General features: G+C 42.6%; 18 protein-coding genes, 1 tRNA gene and 1 riboswitch. Of the genes, 7 read left to right on the forward strand and 12 right to left on the reverse strand.

Features of this window, described 5'->3' with window-relative positions:
* Positions 1 to 27: 27 nt before the first annotated feature.
* Together YK48G_RS09095 and YK48G_RS09100 are read left to right on the forward strand one after the other, a co-directional pair.
* On the forward strand, positions 28 to 270 hold the full coding sequence (locus YK48G_RS09095; RefSeq protein ID WP_203630413.1) for a zinc-ribbon domain-containing protein: 243 nt from the start codon (positions 28 to 30) through the stop codon (positions 268 to 270).
* A 174-nt stretch (positions 271 to 444) separates the two neighbouring features.
* The gene (locus YK48G_RS09100) at positions 445 to 1,179 is read left to right on the forward strand and encodes an SDR family NAD(P)-dependent oxidoreductase (RefSeq protein ID WP_203630414.1); all 735 of its coding nucleotides are present in this window, start codon (positions 445 to 447) and stop codon (positions 1,177 to 1,179) included.
* A 192-nt stretch (positions 1,180 to 1,371) separates the two neighbouring features.
* On the opposite strand, the gene YK48G_RS09105 is transcribed toward YK48G_RS09100, so the two are convergent.
* Positions 1,372 to 1,512, reverse strand: coding sequence for a hypothetical protein (locus YK48G_RS09105; RefSeq protein WP_203630415.1), 141 nt, complete (start codon positions 1,510 to 1,512; stop codon positions 1,372 to 1,374).
* A gap of 268 nt (positions 1,513 to 1,780) precedes the next feature.
* On the opposite strand from YK48G_RS09105, the gene YK48G_RS09110 reads away from it, so the two are divergent.
* Positions 1,781 to 2,662, forward strand: coding sequence for a peptidylprolyl isomerase (locus tag YK48G_RS09110; RefSeq protein ID WP_203630416.1), 882 nt, complete (start codon positions 1,781 to 1,783; stop codon positions 2,660 to 2,662).
* A 413-nt stretch (positions 2,663 to 3,075) separates the two neighbouring features.
* Here YK48G_RS09110 and YK48G_RS09115 read toward each other — a convergent pair whose 3' ends face one another.
* The 5 genes from YK48G_RS09115 to YK48G_RS09135 all read right to left on the reverse strand — a co-directional run bounded on the left by YK48G_RS09115 (position 3,076) and on the right by YK48G_RS09135 (position 6,537).
* Entirely contained in the window at positions 3,076 to 3,258 is a 183-nt protein-coding gene (locus YK48G_RS09115; RefSeq protein WP_203630417.1) for an LBP_cg2779 family protein, read from the reverse strand.
* A 74-nt stretch (positions 3,259 to 3,332) separates the two neighbouring features.
* Positions 3,333 to 3,683 carry a hypothetical protein gene (locus YK48G_RS09120; protein WP_232365337.1) on the reverse strand — a complete coding sequence of 117 codons (351 nt, stop codon included), beginning with the start codon at positions 3,681 to 3,683 and terminating at the stop codon, positions 3,333 to 3,335.
* A 39-nt stretch (positions 3,684 to 3,722) separates the two neighbouring features.
* Complete coding sequence (locus tag YK48G_RS09125) at positions 3,723 to 4,376, reverse strand: energy-coupling factor transporter transmembrane component T family protein (protein ID WP_203630418.1); 654 nt, start codon at positions 4,374 to 4,376, stop codon at positions 3,723 to 3,725.
* Positions 4,373 to 5,803, reverse strand: coding sequence for an ABC transporter ATP-binding protein (locus YK48G_RS09130; RefSeq protein ID WP_203630419.1), 1,431 nt, complete (start codon positions 5,801 to 5,803; stop codon positions 4,373 to 4,375). The genes YK48G_RS09125 and YK48G_RS09130 overlap by 4 nt, the downstream gene beginning before the upstream one ends.
* Positions 5,804 to 5,943: 140 nt before the next feature.
* Positions 5,944 to 6,537, reverse strand: a complete 594-nt coding sequence (locus YK48G_RS09135; RefSeq protein ID WP_203630420.1) for an ECF transporter S component — start codon at positions 6,535 to 6,537, stop codon at positions 5,944 to 5,946.
* Between the two features lie 170 nt (positions 6,538 to 6,707).
* Positions 6,708 to 6,797, reverse strand: a riboswitch (TPP riboswitch).
* A gap of 105 nt (positions 6,798 to 6,902) precedes the next feature.
* Here YK48G_RS09135 and YK48G_RS09140 point away from each other — a divergent pair.
* A complete protein-coding gene (locus tag YK48G_RS09140) occupies positions 6,903 to 7,709 on the forward strand; it encodes a Cof-type HAD-IIB family hydrolase (protein WP_232365338.1) in 807 nt (268 codons plus the stop codon).
* On the opposite strand, the gene YK48G_RS09145 is transcribed toward YK48G_RS09140, so the two are convergent.
* Positions 7,701 to 8,639: a linear amide C-N hydrolase gene (locus YK48G_RS09145; protein WP_203630421.1), complete on the reverse strand. Its 939-nt coding sequence runs from the start codon at positions 8,637 to 8,639 to the stop codon at positions 7,701 to 7,703. The genes YK48G_RS09140 and YK48G_RS09145 overlap by 9 nt on opposite strands.
* A gap of 571 nt (positions 8,640 to 9,210) precedes the next feature.
* On the opposite strand from YK48G_RS09145, the gene YK48G_RS09150 reads away from it, so the two are divergent.
* Positions 9,211 to 9,852 (forward strand): LVIS_2131 family protein, encoded by a 642-nt coding sequence (locus YK48G_RS09150; protein ID WP_203630422.1) that lies wholly within the window; start codon positions 9,211 to 9,213, stop codon positions 9,850 to 9,852.
* Positions 9,853 to 9,938: 86 nt separating this feature from the next.
* Here YK48G_RS09150 and YK48G_RS09155 read toward each other — a convergent pair whose 3' ends face one another.
* The 3 genes from YK48G_RS09155 to YK48G_RS09165 all read right to left on the reverse strand — a co-directional run bounded on the left by YK48G_RS09155 (position 9,939) and on the right by YK48G_RS09165 (position 13,363).
* Positions 9,939 to 11,819: an FAD/NAD(P)-binding protein gene (locus YK48G_RS09155; RefSeq protein WP_203630423.1), complete on the reverse strand. Its 1,881-nt coding sequence runs from the start codon at positions 11,817 to 11,819 to the stop codon at positions 9,939 to 9,941.
* Between the two features lie 27 nt (positions 11,820 to 11,846).
* Positions 11,847 to 12,410 carry a M15 family metallopeptidase gene (locus YK48G_RS09160; protein ID WP_203630424.1) on the reverse strand — a complete coding sequence of 188 codons (564 nt, stop codon included), beginning with the start codon at positions 12,408 to 12,410 and terminating at the stop codon, positions 11,847 to 11,849.
* A gap of 308 nt (positions 12,411 to 12,718) precedes the next feature.
* Positions 12,719 to 13,363: an NAD(P)H-hydrate epimerase gene (locus tag YK48G_RS09165; protein ID WP_373300200.1), complete on the reverse strand. Its 645-nt coding sequence runs from the start codon at positions 13,361 to 13,363 to the stop codon at positions 12,719 to 12,721.
* A gap of 473 nt (positions 13,364 to 13,836) precedes the next feature.
* On the opposite strand from YK48G_RS09165, the gene YK48G_RS09170 reads away from it, so the two are divergent.
* Positions 13,837 to 14,166, forward strand: a complete 330-nt coding sequence (locus YK48G_RS09170; protein ID WP_203630425.1) for a hypothetical protein — start codon at positions 13,837 to 13,839, stop codon at positions 14,164 to 14,166.
* Between the two features lie 51 nt (positions 14,167 to 14,217).
* Positions 14,218 to 14,289, forward strand: a tRNA-Arg gene (locus YK48G_RS09175).
* 215 nt (positions 14,290 to 14,504) lie between these two features.
* On the opposite strand, the gene YK48G_RS09180 is transcribed toward YK48G_RS09175, so the two are convergent.
* Together YK48G_RS09180 and YK48G_RS09185 are read right to left on the reverse strand one after the other, a co-directional pair.
* Positions 14,505 to 14,978, reverse strand: a complete 474-nt coding sequence (locus YK48G_RS09180; protein ID WP_203630426.1) for a flavodoxin domain-containing protein — start codon at positions 14,976 to 14,978, stop codon at positions 14,505 to 14,507.
* Between the two features lie 341 nt (positions 14,979 to 15,319).
* Complete coding sequence (locus YK48G_RS09185) at positions 15,320 to 16,201, reverse strand: hypothetical protein (RefSeq protein ID WP_203630427.1); 882 nt, start codon at positions 16,199 to 16,201, stop codon at positions 15,320 to 15,322.
* Positions 16,202 to 16,234: the final 33 nt, after the last annotated feature.

Raw genomic sequence — 16,234 nt, forward strand, 5'->3', positions numbered from 1 at the left:
TGTTAATGTTGTAATCGAGGTAATATTATGACGCGGACACAATTTGCCTTTTGCCCTTACTGTGGGGCTAAATTAACTGGTCATGAAACGGTTTGTCCTAACTGCGGCAAGCCTTTGTCACAAGCGACGACTTCTAAGCCATCATATAACCAACTATTTAGTAATCCCTATAAAGAAGGGATGAAACGGTATCAACAGCAGCGCGGCGGCAAAAAATCGCTCAAAGCTGCTAAACCATCGCTGTGGCAGCGGTGGTTCCATAAAAGGTGACAATCATGTGGGACAGGCTCATTTTGCATATATGCAAGTGATGCTTGGCCCACATTTTTAATTGGGACTTATAATGATTACGTTCTAAATTTTTGGTCAAAATAATTATATTAAAGATAAGTATCTTATATAATAGAGATGGATAAAATGTTGTCTGTGATAAGGAGGTATATGATGGCTAAGTTAGATGGTAAAGTTGCAATTATTACTGGGGCATCCCAAGGAATGGGTGCCAGTCATGCTAGGCTCTTTGTAAGTGAGGGAGCCAAAGTTGTCATTACGGATATCAACGAGGAAAAAGGACGGGCATTAGCTGATGATTTAGGGGACAACGCAGTCTTTATCAAGCAAGACGTTGCCAGCGAAGATGATTGGCAAAAAGTTGTTGACCAAACAGTTGATAAATTTGGTAAAATCGACATTTTAGTTAACAATGCAGGAATTAGTTTTAATAAATCGCTTGCTGAAATCACGACGGCGGATTACCTGAAGATTTTCCAAATCAATCAACTGTCTGTCTTCTTAGGAATGAAGACAGTTGCGCCAGTTATGGAAAAGAATGGTGCCGGCAGTATCGTCAACGTTTCATCAATGAATGGCTTAGTTGGTGGGGCAATTGGTTATACGGATACGAAGTTTGCGGTCCGGGGAATGACTAAAGCGGCTGCTTTGCAGTTAGCACATTCCGGGATTCGGGTAAATTCCGTGCATCCAGGGGTCATTTCGACGCCGATGATTCACCAAGGCGATAGCGAGGCTGTAATTAAAGAATTTGCCAAAGCCATTCCGCTTCAGCGAGTTGCGGAACCGGAAGAAGTTTCTAAGATGGTCCTCTTCTTAGCATCAGACGACGCCAGTTACTCAACTGGATCAGAATTTGTGGTAGATGGCGGCTTAACGGCTCAATAAGCGTGAGTCGTTCTCAAAAGGTGTTTTCTGATGAAGGGGCTTTGACCCCAGCACTAAAAAATAACTAGCCTAACCATTTGAAGTTTTTCTCAAAGGTGGTTAGGCTAGGTGTTTTTGTGTTGGGGTCAGTTTATATCAGGCAAATGCATTTTTTGATAAATAAGGCCGGGTAGTCCGAATCGTGATTAACAGTTATCCCAGCAATGCACCACCTAAAATTACCCCAAAATCATCGTAATCAACTGGGGCCAGCTTAACATGGAAACCAACTGCCAGTATGAGCGCAATTAACACCATTAAAATGAACACTAAGAAAAATAGTACATCATCCACCACTCATTCCCCCGTTCTCAATCTGTTATTGGTGACGCATCCACACAATAATTGATAATGAGTAATTAGTAAATCGTTTAATCTAACGCTTAAGGTTATTTTAAGTTAACTTACGTTTTGCTTATTTTCTTGATTTTATAATAAGAAAATCATAACTTTGGGTAAATTTATAAATAAAAGGCATAAAAGTAGTGCGTGGGTTATGATATTATGATGACTACCGGTTGATCGATCAATGGTAATTATTTAGGGAATGGAGTTGTTTGATATGAAACAATGGCTAATTGGTTTAGTCTGTGTTTTAGTGGGGTTGGTTCTTGTAGGTTGTAGTTGGCAGGCAATTGCAACAATTAATGGGGATTATATTTCAAAAGAAGCTTATTATAATCGAATGAAGAATAGCGCGGCTGGTAGGCAAACACTTCAAGAGATGATTCTTGAAAAAGCCCTTAACCAACAATATGGCAAGCAAGTGACGACTTCGGAAGTGAAGCGGCAATATCAACGCTATCAAAACCAATCAGGGATGTCGTTTAAAGCCTTTTTAACGCAAAATGATTTGACAGCCACTCAGCTGAAGAACCGGATTCGGGAAAGTTTGCTGCTAAAAGCGGCTGTTCAAGTCAATACTAAGTTGACACCTAAACTATTAAGACATCATTTTAAGACTTATCATCCCAAAGTTTCGGTTGCTCAAATTCTAACCAGTAGCCGAGCAACGGCTGAAAAAGCAATTCAACAATTGGCGGCTGGCAAATCGTTTGCCAGCTTGGCTAAGAAGTATTCAATCGATGCGGCTACTAAAGACAAAGGCGGGGAAATGGCATCGTTTGACAGCACTAATTCATCTTTGGACACTAACTTTAAGGCGGCTGCCTTTAAGCTAAAAGATGGCCAGTATACGACGACCCCAGTTAAAACGTCCTATGGATATGAAGTCATCAAAATGCGGCACCAGGCACGGAAAGGGACCGTTTCGGATCACAAAAAAGAGCTGACGGATCAAGTTGTTTCAGCAAAGATGAATGATCCAGAAGCATTGCGGGGGATTGTTACCAAAGTGTTGCGTCAAGCAAAAATCACCATCCATGATAAGGGAATGCAGCACGCTTTGGCCGGCTATATCAATCAATCTGCTAAAATGATGTAATGTGCTGGCTGTCGGCTAAGGAGCCCGTTAATAAATGGTCAAATAAGCGAGTCTAGTTGATGAACAACCAAACGGAAGAAGCAAACCACCCGTAATTACAACCTAAATCGCCGCCCATACTTGGCTTAAAGCTGGGCCAAATGGCAGCTGTCGGTCATTTAACAAAAGCCTCCAACCATTTCAAAACCGAAAATGGTTGGAGGCTTTTGTTAAATTCTGGGAGCAAAACGCTTTTTGTCCCAGTCGCTTTTATGTCAATTATTGAGTGTCTTTGCCACACAAATTATCAATGAGTGCTAAAAATGAGTGCTTGGCTTGGACAGTTGAGAGCGGATCAATTTCACGGGCAAGCTAACAATCGTGAGCAAGTGTTAAATCGGAGTTTATTGGTAAAGCGCCAATTGAATGCTAGATTATCTGACAAATGCTTCAATCACGCGCTTTTCGTCTGGAGTCGGTTCGGATTCCATCGATTTGATATCGTGGAGGCGTTCAACGGAAATGTGCAGGTTAAATGCTAACGCAGTATCAGGCATGTCATTTTTCTTTTGATAATTGATAATTTCTTCAGCAAGGGTACTAAATTGTTCTGCCATTATAATTCCTCCATTTGATAAACCTCATGTTGCCATATCTCTATTATAGCAATAAAACCCAAATGGCACACATATTAACGATGCTTTAGTCCATATTCCATCACAGCCGTGATAATGGCCACAATAATCAGCGCGACCCACGGATTGTTAGTTTGAATATAGAAGTAATACAGTAAGCCAAGGGAAACTACTGCTTCACCAAGGTATCGTTCAATACGGTTGGGCAATGACAAGAATGCTAACCCTAATAAGAAAGTAATACTACCAACTAAAACGGTCTTGCCGCTATCCAGCGACAAAAACTGATTAAATAACCCATACAGGTCAATAACAGCGCCTACGACTAACGCGAAGATCCCAAATACAAATGCAAACATGTTTGCCCGCAATTTAACCGCCTTCTTCCACTCTTTCTGTCTTAACATTATTATAATGCAAAACAGTTATTTCAGGAATATAAGCCGTTAATATCTAATGAAGAATAACAACCCCTGGACGATCGCGAATAAGCCGATAAACCAGCTCCAATCCAAGCCGGTAATGCGGATGACTCGGTAGTGGGTTCGTTTTTGATCTTCGACGAACCCATGAGAAGTCATCGCTTCGGCTAGATTCTGTGACCACTGAATGGACGATAAGATCGCCTTGAAATAAAGTTTAGGTGACCAAAAATGAAGGGCTTCGCCACGCATTAGCGCCGATGTTTTGATGATTTTAACCTCTTCGTTAATCTTGGGCATCAGATTAAAAGCTGCCAAGACACCGTAGGCAAACTTAGATGGCAAGCGAAAGTCCTGCTCCAAGGTGAGAGCCAAATCAGTAATACTACTGGTAAGCGTAAAGGTTGCCCCTAAGAAAACATAAGCATAGATCCGGGTGAACAGAATCCAGGCAAAATGAATGCCGGCAGTCCCGTACAGCCATTGGGAGACAAATAACCCAAGCGCTGGGAAGAACGGCCAAAGAATCAACCCTAGCAGTGCTTTGAAGCTGATTCGATGAATAAGAATGTAGCCAAAGCTGGCAATAATTAAAATCACGTTAACAATCAGCGATTGCGTAAATGAAATCTCCAAAGCAATCGCCATGACAAGGAGTAGTTTTAATCCAGGATTCATTTGATAACCTCCTGGTAAGTTAAGTTTTGATCAGCGAAATGAGCGTGGTAGTCAATCAGCGGGTCTAAGCCGGACAATTGATGCGAAATAATAATTTGGGTTTGGTGAAATTGGGATTTGGCCCGGTTTAAAAAGCCGACGACGACTTCCAGTGAATGATAATCCAACCCTTTAAATGGTTCATCCAGTAACAGGACGGGCGGATTCATGATTAACATTTCAATGATCTGAAGCTTCTTTTTTTGCCCTTCACTCAAAGAATAAACGACTTGATCTTCTCGTCCTTCAATGTTGAGCTGCTTGAGCATGCTAGCAACATCGTCATTGGTATAAGCTTGATTAGTCCGGTTCTTGAGGGATAAATCAAGTTCTTCTTTAACGGTGATGTTTAGAAATTGGTTTTCGGCATCTTGAAATAAAAGTGTGACGTTTTTAGCATATGACAAGGGACGAATCTTTTGAATATTTTTCCCCGAATATTCAATCGTTCCTTCGTATGGTAATAGTTTGGTCAGTGCGTTAAATAATGTCGACTTGCCAATCCCATTAGCCCCCGTGATTAAGGTTGTTTTCCCCTGGTAGAATTTGAATTTGCCAAGCGCAAGTAGCAGTGAATGGTGCGGCTGCAATTTAAAATCATTGATATCAATAACTGACGGCGTCCCTTTGGCTGGGATCTCAACTTGTTTATTAATTGTCTGCGTAGTCTTGAATTGATCGAAGAAGTGTTGAGCAGCTGGTGCAGCTAATAAATTAATCTGGTGAGAATCCGGGTCAAGATAGTAAAACTCGTCAATGACACCTTGATAATCGTTTAGGTCGTGGTCAGCCAGGATAATCGTTTTCCCGTGTTCTTGTTGGAGGAGTTTGAGTTTTTTGATCAAGTCCAGCCGCGAATCCGGGTCGATACTGGCAAACGGTTCGTCTAAGACAATCACTGGCGGGTCCATTGCAACGATGCAGGCCAATGCGACGCGTTGCTTTTCGCCGCCAGAAAGTGTGTTAATGACTCGTGACCGTAACTTTTCGATGCCGCAAAAGGCAAGGGCGTGGTTGATAATCTCGTCCATTTTGCTGGGATCAACCAGCATATTTTCCAACACAAAAGTTAGCTCGTGGATGACAGTGTCCATGGCGAACTGTTGGTTGGGGTTTTGAAACATCATGGCAACCGAATGGCTGATTTGATTCCTGGGGATTTGTTTGACGTCGACTTCACCAAATTTGATGCTTCCCAGCGCATCGTTGCCGATGAAGTGCGGATAAAGCCCCGCAATAAAATACAGCAAAGTAGATTTCCCACTGCCGGACGGGCCGGTTAATAGGGAAAAGTGGTTGTGCTTAAAAGTGATGGTCACGTCATTTAGAACCTTGACTTCGCTTTTAGGGTATTCGTAAGTGAAATGATTAATTGAAACGTCAGTCATGATTAGCTGTCCTTTTATAGTAGTGAGCGGAGCCAGGCGCTTAGAAATCGGAGTATAAGTCTCCTCGGACAGGAATTCCCGGGCTTGGAATTTCTGTCCGAGGTGCTTATACGGAGATTTCTGCCTGGCGCAGCTGTCCTTTACAACGAAAATGCGTTACTACGGTCCAAAAGTTTAACGATCATCTTGGTTAAAACGCCACCGAAGATGAAAGTTGAAATGTAGCGGGTAACAAAAAGCGCCAATAACAATGGGATCCCAAACTTGTTATAGCCGTTCTTAATCATATCCCAAGCAAAGGTGACGATAACGGTCGTAAAGATCGAAGCGTTCAAGCTGACCCAGTCATAGCGCTTATAACCGGTAAAGGCGAAACCTAACTCTGAACCGATTCCTTGGACGATCCCGGAAATAAAGGCGCCAGCACCCCATTGACCGCCTAAAAAGACTTCAACGGCAGCACCAAGAAATTCGCCAACAAACGCTGAGCCAAATGTCCGAACGACAAAGCCGGTTAAAGGACCTGCCATACACCAGAGCCCCATTAATAGGTCATTTGCAAATGGCGCGCCGCCAATTGGTGTAAGGGCAACGGTCAATGCAGTATATAGGAAACCGGCGCCCCAGAAAATAATTCCAGTAAAAATTGCGATCAAAGCAATCAAGATAATGTTTCGAAGAGTCCATTTGCTTTGATGATGACGATTCATGCTGGCTTGTGTTTTATTATCCATCAACAATACCTCCCAAATACAGATTTCATACAAAATTCAAAGGCTGTCCAAGCGGGCTGACTCCAACAACAGTCAATGTGTGCCGCTTATCAAAGCAATCAAAAAAGCCAGCGCAAAACGTGAAGTTTTACCCTGGCTGAAAAGTCATCTAAATGCAATTAATCCATTTAAATACAACGGAAGTATGCTCCCTTCGCTGGTACTAACCAGATCAGGTTCGATGGGTTTTTCTCAGCCGTTAGGCACCCCAGATAAGTTGTATGATCAAGTTCAGTATACTAAATTTAAAATCAATTTACAAACCATTTTCAGGCATTGTAGAATGGAAGAGGATAGTTGCTAAAGCAGAAACAGGAGGATTTAACGTGGTTAAAGTTATTGCAAGTGACATGGATGGCACCTTCTTAAATGATCAGGGGACCTTCGACAAGGTGGCCTTTCAACAACAATTAAATCAAATGACCCAAAAAAACATGCATTTTGTATGTGCCAGAAGTAATCAATATCAGCATTTGCTTGGGCTGTTTAAAGGAATTTCTGGGCCAATTTCTTATCTTTGTAATAACGGCGCTTTGGTGGTTGATGAGCGGGGCGTGATTGTCCAAGAAGAAGTGATTGACCATTTGGTATTGCGCAAAGCATTGGATTATTTGGAAAGCGATCCTCTTTTTGCCGGCGCAGAAATTATTTTGGCTGGGAGAAACGGGACTTATTGTAACTTGCCAGCTGACTCCAAGCGGTTTCAAGCTTCCCGGTATTTTTATGAGAATATGCAGGCGATGCCAGACTTGCGGCTCGTATTTGATTCGATTTATAAGATTGACATTACTTGGGAAGCCGGCGGGGTCACGAAGCGCCAAGATGAATTCAATCACCATTTCAGTGGCCGGCTGGCGGCTACGTCCAGCGGCATGAACGGCTTGGACGTCATGAACGACGGTGTCAATAAGACTAGTGGTCTTCAGCGATTATTAGACGATTGGCAGCTATCCTTTGATGACGTTGTGGCATTTGGTGATAACGGCAACGATTACGAAATGCTTCAAGCGGCTGGCATTGGTTTTGCGATGAAAAATGCGGCGGCTGATTTACTCGCAAAGGTTGATACAGTAACGGATGCGACTAATAATGAACAGGGCGTCCAAAAGCAGCTGGCCAAATATCTAAGCTAAAAATTGGTTTGTCCGTGGATATTGTTTAATTAACTGTGTCAATGAAAAGCTAAAGACCTGGTTGGAATCGTGATATCGAAAGAAATAGGTCTGATTGGTTGCATCCAGAATTGAGATATAGTGCGTATAGTTAAAACTGGGATGGTTGTTCATGGATGGTGTGTAAGGGATGGCCACAGCATTTAACGTGTTGAAGAGTCGATTTCTAGCCGCAAACTGATTAGGGGCATCGGCATTTCCCAATTTAATGATTGCCGCTTCTAGAAATCGCGACGTTGGCGTGTTGGTGGCTGCAGGAATTCGTTGGGTTAATACCAGTTGATTGGCTTTGCGACTCATCGCGGCCGATGTTGAATTAACAGCTAAAGTTTGCGCGAATCGCTTAATATGGTCTGAATAAGTCGGCGAGTTTGTCAGGACACCAATCGAGTCACTAATGACTTCAAGGCCATTGATGGTTGGCTCAACAATGAGTGTTTGACCAGTTTTATCAGCGAGAATCCAGTGAAAAGCAAAGACTTCGTTGCCTGCTAACCAATTTTTACCAATTAAAGCAATGTGGTTTAGGTCAGACTTGAGCGCTTGAATTGAATCGTGTTCGCCGAGAACCCAAGGGAGAAAATCCTGAGGTGTTAGGTTGAGCTTGTCAGCTACTTGGTGATCTTGATAGTGGGCCTTAATTGGAAACATCAATTCCGCGCAGATAAGGCCGGCAGTGTTTACGCCGTCGGCAACTAATAGTTCATGATCACCTTCGTGGCGGGCGCCGCCAATGTATGGATAGTTCAGCGGGCGCCTGCCAGCCAAAGCGGTCGGATAAGTTGTTGCGTTGACAATCGTTGGATGCCAGGCTGCTCGAACCGGGAAGTCCATGGTGCGACCGAGCAACATATGATGGTTGGTTGTTTGCAAAGTTAAACTGGTACACATATTGATCGCCTCTTTAGTTAAATTAAGCACTAAAACGTATGTTTAAGTTGTTATAATTGACATTTGTTTATTATAATTTATTTTACCGCTTACATTTTAGACCGAAGCGCCTTTTTTCGCACTTGATTAAAAAATAGTGTAAACTGAGAATAATGAACGGTTTTTAAGCGCATTGCACTGCTTAGGACAGCTGCGCCAGGCAGAAATCTCCGTATAAGCACCTCGGGCAGAAATTCCAAGCCCGGGAATTCCTGCCCGAGGAGACTTATACTCCGCTTTCTAAGCGCCTGGCTCCGCTCACTTTATTAGGACAGCTGCGCCAGGCAGAAAGCTACACGTAAGAACCTTGGCGAAAAATTCCAAGCCCGGGAATTTCCCGCCAAGGAGACTTACGCTCCGCTTTCTAAACGCCTGGCTCCGCTCACTTTATTTAGGACAGCTACGCAAAGCAGAAGCTTGCACCTAAGGTATCTTGCCCAAAAATCCAAGCCCGGGATTTCCGGCCAAGATACCTTAGGTTCCAGCTTCTAACCGCTTTGCTCCGCTCACTTTACTAAAAAGGGGAATGATTATGAAATCCGCCTGGAACCTTATCGGTATGGGAATGTGGCTCTTATTGTTAATCTATCTTGTTTGGATGATTCACGATATGCGAGCTCGCCGACTTAAATTAATTGTGACAACTAAAAAGTCATTTACATGGCATAACTTCAGCATTTCATGCGCAGAATTAATTGCCTTTTTATTGGTACTATGGGGGATGTCTTACGCGACATTTTTCCAAGATGTTGCCAAAATGAACAAGAGCCGCGTCACAACCAGTTATCAGTATAAGCCGTTGATTATTCAGTATCAAAACGACCAGTCTGATTACGTCCGGGTTAAAAATGGCGTCGGGAGAAATCCTATCCAACACTATACATATTATGTTGAAGGCCGTAAGTATCAGGTTGATAGCCTAAGTGCCACTGTGGTTTACGGTAAAAGCAATCTAAACTTGCAAGCCGAGACTTACAAGTGGAACAAAGAGTGGCTCAATCATTTAGACGACCGTTATCAAAAAGCTTGGGTAGCGACAGTCACGACAACTTACAAGAAGAATTGGTTTAACGGCATTGGTCTTCATGCTGGCCGGCAAGCTAATCGGTTTAGTTTGATCCGGATTCCGGACAAAACGTTTATGGCAGTTGAACCGACTAAGGCTGATGATTAGTGGTATTTAAAGATCACAACAAACCGGCCTTCACTCGAATTCAATGGAGTGGAGGCCGGTTTGTTGTGATTTGATGTTAAACTGTATTAATTCATTGCCACGTTATCGGCGGGCTTTAATCCTAAGATGGTTGCCGCAATTTTATCGGCAGTTTGGAGATTAATGTCATTGACGCCGGGGCGTGGGCTGGCATTTGTTGCGAACCGTAACCCTTCAAGTGGGACGCCCCAGATATAGAGGCTTTCTTGGCGCGCACCTTCCTGATTGACGAGTTGATCTGAATTAACTTGAACATCAACAGCTGCCAAACCAACGTCTTGGTTATCGACTCTCAAGGTTTTGATTCGGGCGAGGCCTTGATCAACTAAGCTCTCAAGCAATGGGTTAGCCGTTATATCCAAATCAGGCTTTGGCACGCGGGCCTCTAGCAAGGAAGCCGATTTGAAAACATCGGTATTACGTTTAGGCGCGGCGGTTACGTACCAACCATTTTGAGTTTTTAACTGCATCCCAGGCGCTAAGATGGTGACTACGCCGCTTCTGATGAGGGCGGATAGTTGCTCGCTTCGAAGAACTGGTGCGCCAACTGACAGGAAGCTAATGACCGAATTAAATTGACCAAGAAATTCATTGACATAATCCGCATTAGAGAACCGGTTATCGGCAATTAACTTTCGAAAAACTGGGCGAAAATCCCGTAGTAATTCAAGCGCAGAAGATGTTGGCCCGGTTTTGGATCCGGCTTCAGCGTCCGGCATGATTCGGGCTAGCCAATTAACTAGTACGGTTTGGTAATCTTCAGTACGGATAATTTGGACGTCTTTAAATGGATTGACAATGTAATCCCAGTCAAAGATATCTTCTTCTTGAAAGCCAAATGCGGCTAGCAAAGCAGGCCGATTATCGGATTTAACGAAGCGTTCTTGAAACTCACTAGCATTTTCATTAGGAAATTTTTGATTAATTAAAAGACGGTAATAAACCAATTCCAAATCTAATTGTAATAACCGCAAAAATTCTGAAAACGGTAATTTACCATCAATGGAAGCTTTGTCCATGTTTTCATCGGTTAAAAAGACGGGTTGAGTTTGTTCGCCGTAGCCCTTTTCACTAATCGCCTTTGGATAATAAGGAATCCCCCGACGAGAGCCAGCGATGATTCGGGGTTCACGTCCGCTGGGCTGGTAGGATAAACTTCCGTCGCTATTCTTCATATAGCTGCCGCCACGGCCAAGCGTGAGTTCTGAGACATAATCATAAAAGCTTAGCCCCAGCCCCCTAATGATAATTGGTTCGCCAGCTGGCAGCTTGCTGAGGTCGGCATCGCCCGGATGAGTGGGGGAAATATAGGTCAGATTGTTATCTTGAGCATAGGTTGCTAATTGCTGTTCCTCATCATTAAGGTAATTGTCTTGTTGGCCGAGGCTCATCACGACGCTATCAAATTGATACCGTTGTTCGTCAGTTTTAACAAGTAACTGTTGGTTGGAATCATATTTAAGATCGATTACTTCCGACTTCACCAGCTCAATGCTGGCTTGAACCGGGCACTGGCTTTGGAGTTCACCGTAAAACCAGTTAATGTAGGCGCCGTATAGAATCCGTGGTGCGTAGTCGTTGCCGGAAAGGTTGTCAGCCGCAGTCATAATTTCTTCTGGGTAGTTGTTATCCTTGAGATAGGTTTGCGCTTCGGCACTCGATGACCACTCAAATAAGGAAGGGCCGTCGAATACTTTGGCCGACATATTGACCGATGCATCGGTAAATAGCGTGATTTGGTCTGCCGGAGTGTTCATAATTAATCCTGACCACTGGTCTTTGCGCCAGACCCGGCCGCCAATGCCATAAGGATCAAACAAAGTGACGGTTAAATCGTTTGTCTGACTAGATTTGTACTTATACTGATTTAATAGCTGGGACGCTAAGATAACCCCCCGAGGGCCCGCCCCAATGATTCCAACGTTCATAATTCATACTCCTAGTTTTCTATAGAATTAGTAGTCTTTAGGATCCACTTGCAGCGGGCCGAATTCATCGGCGTCTGCGTCTCGGAAATCCCACCATTCATTTTCATAGCCATTAAAGCCGGCGTTTGTCATTGCGTCATTTAAAATATCGTAGTGCTTTTGGGCAGCCGGCGTCCACGAGTCGTATTGTTGCCGTTTTGCCAAACCGGTAAAATCATCAAACGGGGTTGGCATCTCAACATTTTCACCGGCTAGATCAGTCAGCGTTAAATCAAAGGTAATTCCCTTTTGGTGACTGAAGTTTGGATCAGGTTCGGCAACCCAGACTGGATCAGGGTAAACTTCAAATAACTTCTTCTGTGCGTAAATCGGTCGATAAGCGTCCCAAATTCGCAAGCGGTATCCTTGTGGCTTAAGCGCCTTGCTTGCGGCGGCTAGCTTATGGACTGTGTCAATTCTGGCAATTGCTTGATCAAAGTCATAAATGACCTGATGAGTGAAATTATCAGTGGTTGCGTACTTTAAGTCAACAATAATGCTTGGATCAACGTCGTGAACATTGATGTATCCCTGGTCCTTTTTACTTGCCATAATGGCACCTCCTAAAAATCAGTGAGCGGAGCAAAGCGACTAGAAAGCGGAGTGTAAGGCTCCTCAGCCAGAAATCCCCGGGCTTGGGATTTTTGGCTGAGGTGCTTACACGGAGCTTTCTGCTTTGCGCAGCTGTCCTAAAAAAGTGAGCGGAGCAAAGCGGTTAGGGATCGGAGCGTAAGTCTCCTTTGCGGGAAATCCCCGGGCTTGGGATTTTTCGCAAAGGTGCTTACGTGCAGATCCCTGCTTTGCGCAGCTGTCCTAAAAAAGTAAAGCGACAACAAGTTACTACCATAATAGGTTAATATTTATTCATTATCAAATGTATCGCCCTTGTAAATACCAATGTCATCAACAAAGAGCTTGCCGGTGTATGCGTTGGCGCCAGCCTTGACCATTCCTTGCTTGGCGTAAGCGATAGTAGAAGTGGACGTGGCTTTGATTGCCGTTCCCATTACTTCGCCGGTATCGCCGTTTAGGCCAGATGGAATATCAATGGCGTGAATTTTAGCGGTTGCGGCATTGGCCTTGTCAATGACGGTCGCAAAATCGCCGCCAACATTTCTGGAAAGACCGCTGCCGAATAAGGCATCTACCAAAGTCGTGTATTGATTGAAATCAGCATTCATGAAGACTTTGGGGATTTGGTAGTAATCACAGATCTTCTGCTGGTTGACGTGGTCTGGACTGGCATGATCTGGATTGCCAACTGTGAGAATTGACACGTTATAGTTATGGGTAGCCAGCAGGCGGGCCACCACTAGGCCATCGCCGCCATTGTTACCGGTGCCGGCCAAAATTAAAACGCGACTTAAATCAAGATCGGCGTTATGAACCATATCTTCATAGATTTTAAGGCCAGCGCGTTCCATTAAGACCATGGATGGGATACCAATTTGATTGATCGTTTTATCATCTAATTGACGAGATTCTGCTACTGAAACTGTTTGCATGATGACTATGCCTCCTTGTAAAATGAGCGGATCCAAGCGGTTTAGAAGCATTAGGTGGACTAAATATTTCATAGCCATTGGATTGTAAGTTTAATGGGGAGAAAGCACTCAGTTTGCAATGCTTTCTACCAGACTGATGCATAGCTTGCTGCTTGGATGAGTTGTTCTAAAAATAAGAGCAGTGTAAGGTGATTAGAACTCGGTACATAAACGCTACCGGTTGAAATTTTCAGCCTTAGGACTTTACCAGTGACGGTATGCACAATAATCGGCCTTGCACAGTTATCTGATAAAGGTGTAACAATATTATCCAACTATATGTTCATCTAAATGAGCGTGAATTGCAAGAAATAAACTGTTATCATAATTAATGGTAGACTAATGAGATGGGCGATGGAAAGCTTGAATCGATTAGCCGCTGTAGCAAGTGGCTCATCAGATATTGTCAGTCGAAAATAAAATGAGGTGATCAAATGTCGTTAGATTATCCAGAAAACATGCGTGAATTTGAAGATAAGTTCGCAATTGAAAAAGCCCGTCACCCGGAAACAACCAGGGAAGGGCTGATGAAGCAAGTAATTGAGGATGCCTTTCAGGGATATTTGGATGAAGCCGAAGAGGGTCACTACGATACTGGTAAATTAGTGGGCAACCAGATCCAAGTTATTGGCTTGAACAACCAGTTACTCAAAACAATCCAACCAATCGGCGATTCTTTCCAAACAGATTTTGAAAAGGATGGCAGCAAGTTAATGTGGTACTTAGAAGATCAGGCTGACCGGGTCGCCAGGGAATTTTCATAAAGTTGATGGTTGTATTAATATGCAAAATCAACTATAATAAATGTTTGTAAGGCGTCCTTAGTGTAATGGATAGCACATGAGATTTCGGTCCTCATGATCCGAGTTCGACTCTCGGGGGACGCATTGGTGTAGAACGTTGATATGCCGGGTAGTCAGAGACTATCCGAAGCATTTAAAAAGTAAAGATTGATTGGTTCTTGTCTAAATTCATGACGAGAATCATGACGAGTTTATGAGAATACCTTTATTGGTCAGCAAAGCCGCTTGGACTTGCTGGCTTATTTTGAAGGACTTTATCTTTAGTCTGATTTCTTTCTTTGCATTTTTAGTGACATTTTCTATACGCCCGTCATGGCTTTTGCAAACTCACTAATCTTAGTTGAATCAAGAGTGTTTGTATATTCTGTCAGCTTAGCCACCTTTTTAATAGCGACTCTGGCAAAGAATCCACATTTGTTCGGGTCGTAAATTCCTCCGACACATGATTTCGTTTTCGCATGAGCTAAGAGATCTTTAGGGAAATTTTGTTCTAGATATTCTTCCTCGTTATCCGTTTGTAATCCACATAAATAGATTCCTAAAGGTTTTGTCATAAGTTCATTTTTATTAGCGTTGATGAAATCTTTTATACTGGCCTTTACCATCCCAGCCGTCACTGGACTACCAATAATAACTGCATCAAACATACTCACGTCTGGAATTTTCTCTGTCTTTATATTTATGACGTCTGTTTCATCCAAAAGAGAATCTAATTTCTCTGCAACTTCTTTTGTTGCACCATATTTTGTTGCATATAATATTAAGTATTTCATTATCCTGTCCTTTCTCTTACCAAGACATATCTACTTTCTTCTTTAGGTTTCTTAGTTTTTGGATGCCTTTACAACACAATGTCATAATTTCCATTAATCCAGAAGCGATTATTAAGCCGACTATAACTTGTATCACTCCTGAAGCTTTTAGTAATCCAATAAGAAATGATGCATCTGTTATCCCTAGAAGATTTAGTATTGATGCCCCAGTATAGCAATAGCAGATACAAAGAGCATGATTTGACAATCCTAATATAATCATTTCTGATATTCTCATGAATCTAGAAACCCCTAGTTTAACACTATATTATCATTGTTCTTTTCTCTTTCTATTTCAAACCTTAATGAGATGTTAACTGAACGTTATTAGGCCTAACACCTCTAATCGCAAAAACTATATTTGCAAACGCAATGAGGTTAAACGTACCAAAAGCAATGATTTCGACTATGGTTGGCGGTACATTGTTTGCTGTCATTCCAATCATCATAGCAGTGATAGACACAAGCAGTGTCAGAGCTTTGACAGACAGAACTACGGAAAGAAAGTACCCAAGTGGATTCTTTTTTAGTGTAAGAATCCCACCTACTAACATTGCTGGTATCACAATTCCCAAGTCCATCGCCTGTATAATTAAGGTAGTATAATGTTCCAAACTTTCAGGTGTTGTTCCCGAAAGTAATGGCGGTACAATTTTTGCAAGCCACATTAACCCTACAAGGGTACCCATAACAATCATAAATCCTGCTGTGAAATTCAACTTTGTAACAGCGTTAAAACAATTCTTTAATCCGTAGCTTGTAATATCAATACATACAGAAATAAAAGTTACCAAACTACACGTCATCAGCAAAATGTAAACAAGAAACAGATTATTGAAATTTGCTGCAAATGAATAAGACATGTAAGTATATAGAAAGAATGCGAGGGTGCCAGCAAGTAGAAACATTCCTCTTAGTGATTTATTTGCATATAGTAACGAAAACAGAAGCCCAGGAATTCCTAATATCAAAATGACATAATCTTGAGCTATCACCTGAGATGCCATGGAAAGTGACTCATGTTTATATAATCCTAGCCCATAAAGGGTAACAGCTTGACCATCTATGGATGTGATGGTGTATCTACCGTTTCCATCATTTGAAAACACTCCGATTAAAGCGCATAGTGCTGAACCTATTAGTAAGGTTACAACTAGAATCGTTATCATCTTCTTGTTTTTCATGTTGTACCCCTTTCTCCATCCAAGATGCTGTTA

It is taken from the genome of Lentilactobacillus fungorum (genome assembly GCF_016860605.1).
Taxonomy (GTDB): Bacteria; Bacillota; Bacilli; order Lactobacillales; family Lactobacillaceae; genus Lentilactobacillus; species Lentilactobacillus fungorum.

Coding starts and splice junctions, on each gene's coding strand:
- YK48G_RS09095 (WP_203630413.1), top strand. CDS start 28: ATGACGCGGACACAATTTGCCTTTTGCCCTTACTGTGGGGCTAAATTA.
- YK48G_RS09100 (WP_203630414.1), top strand. CDS start 445: ATGGCTAAGTTAGATGGTAAAGTTGCAATTATTACTGGGGCATCCCAA.
- YK48G_RS09110 (WP_203630416.1), top strand. CDS start 1,781: ATGAAACAATGGCTAATTGGTTTAGTCTGTGTTTTAGTGGGGTTGGTT.
- YK48G_RS09115 (WP_203630417.1), bottom strand. CDS start 3,258: ATGGCAGAACAATTTAGTACCCTTGCTGAAGAAATTATCAATTATCAA.
- YK48G_RS09120 (WP_232365337.1), bottom strand. CDS start 3,683: ATGTTAAGACAGAAAGAGTGGAAGAAGGCGGTTAAATTGCGGGCAAAC.
- YK48G_RS09125 (WP_203630418.1), bottom strand. CDS start 4,376: ATGAATCCTGGATTAAAACTACTCCTTGTCATGGCGATTGCTTTGGAG.
- YK48G_RS09130 (WP_203630419.1), bottom strand. CDS start 5,803: ATGACTGACGTTTCAATTAATCATTTCACTTACGAATACCCTAAAAGC.
- YK48G_RS09135 (WP_203630420.1), bottom strand. CDS start 6,537: ATGGATAATAAAACACAAGCCAGCATGAATCGTCATCATCAAAGCAAA.
- YK48G_RS09145 (WP_203630421.1), bottom strand. CDS start 8,639: ATGTGTACCAGTTTAACTTTGCAAACAACCAACCATCATATGTTGCTC.
- YK48G_RS09150 (WP_203630422.1), top strand. CDS start 9,211: ATGAAATCCGCCTGGAACCTTATCGGTATGGGAATGTGGCTCTTATTG.
- YK48G_RS09155 (WP_203630423.1), bottom strand. CDS start 11,819: ATGAACGTTGGAATCATTGGGGCGGGCCCTCGGGGGGTTATCTTAGCG.
- YK48G_RS09160 (WP_203630424.1), bottom strand. CDS start 12,410: ATGGCAAGTAAAAAGGACCAGGGATACATCAATGTTCACGACGTTGAT.
- YK48G_RS09165 (WP_373300200.1), bottom strand. CDS start 13,363: ATGCAAACAGTTTCAGTAGCAGAATCTCGTCAATTAGATGATAAAACG.
- YK48G_RS09170 (WP_203630425.1), top strand. CDS start 13,837: ATGTCGTTAGATTATCCAGAAAACATGCGTGAATTTGAAGATAAGTTC.
- YK48G_RS09180 (WP_203630426.1), bottom strand. CDS start 14,978: ATGAAATACTTAATATTATATGCAACAAAATATGGTGCAACAAAAGAA.
- YK48G_RS09185 (WP_203630427.1), bottom strand. CDS start 16,201: ATGAAAAACAAGAAGATGATAACGATTCTAGTTGTAACCTTACTAATA.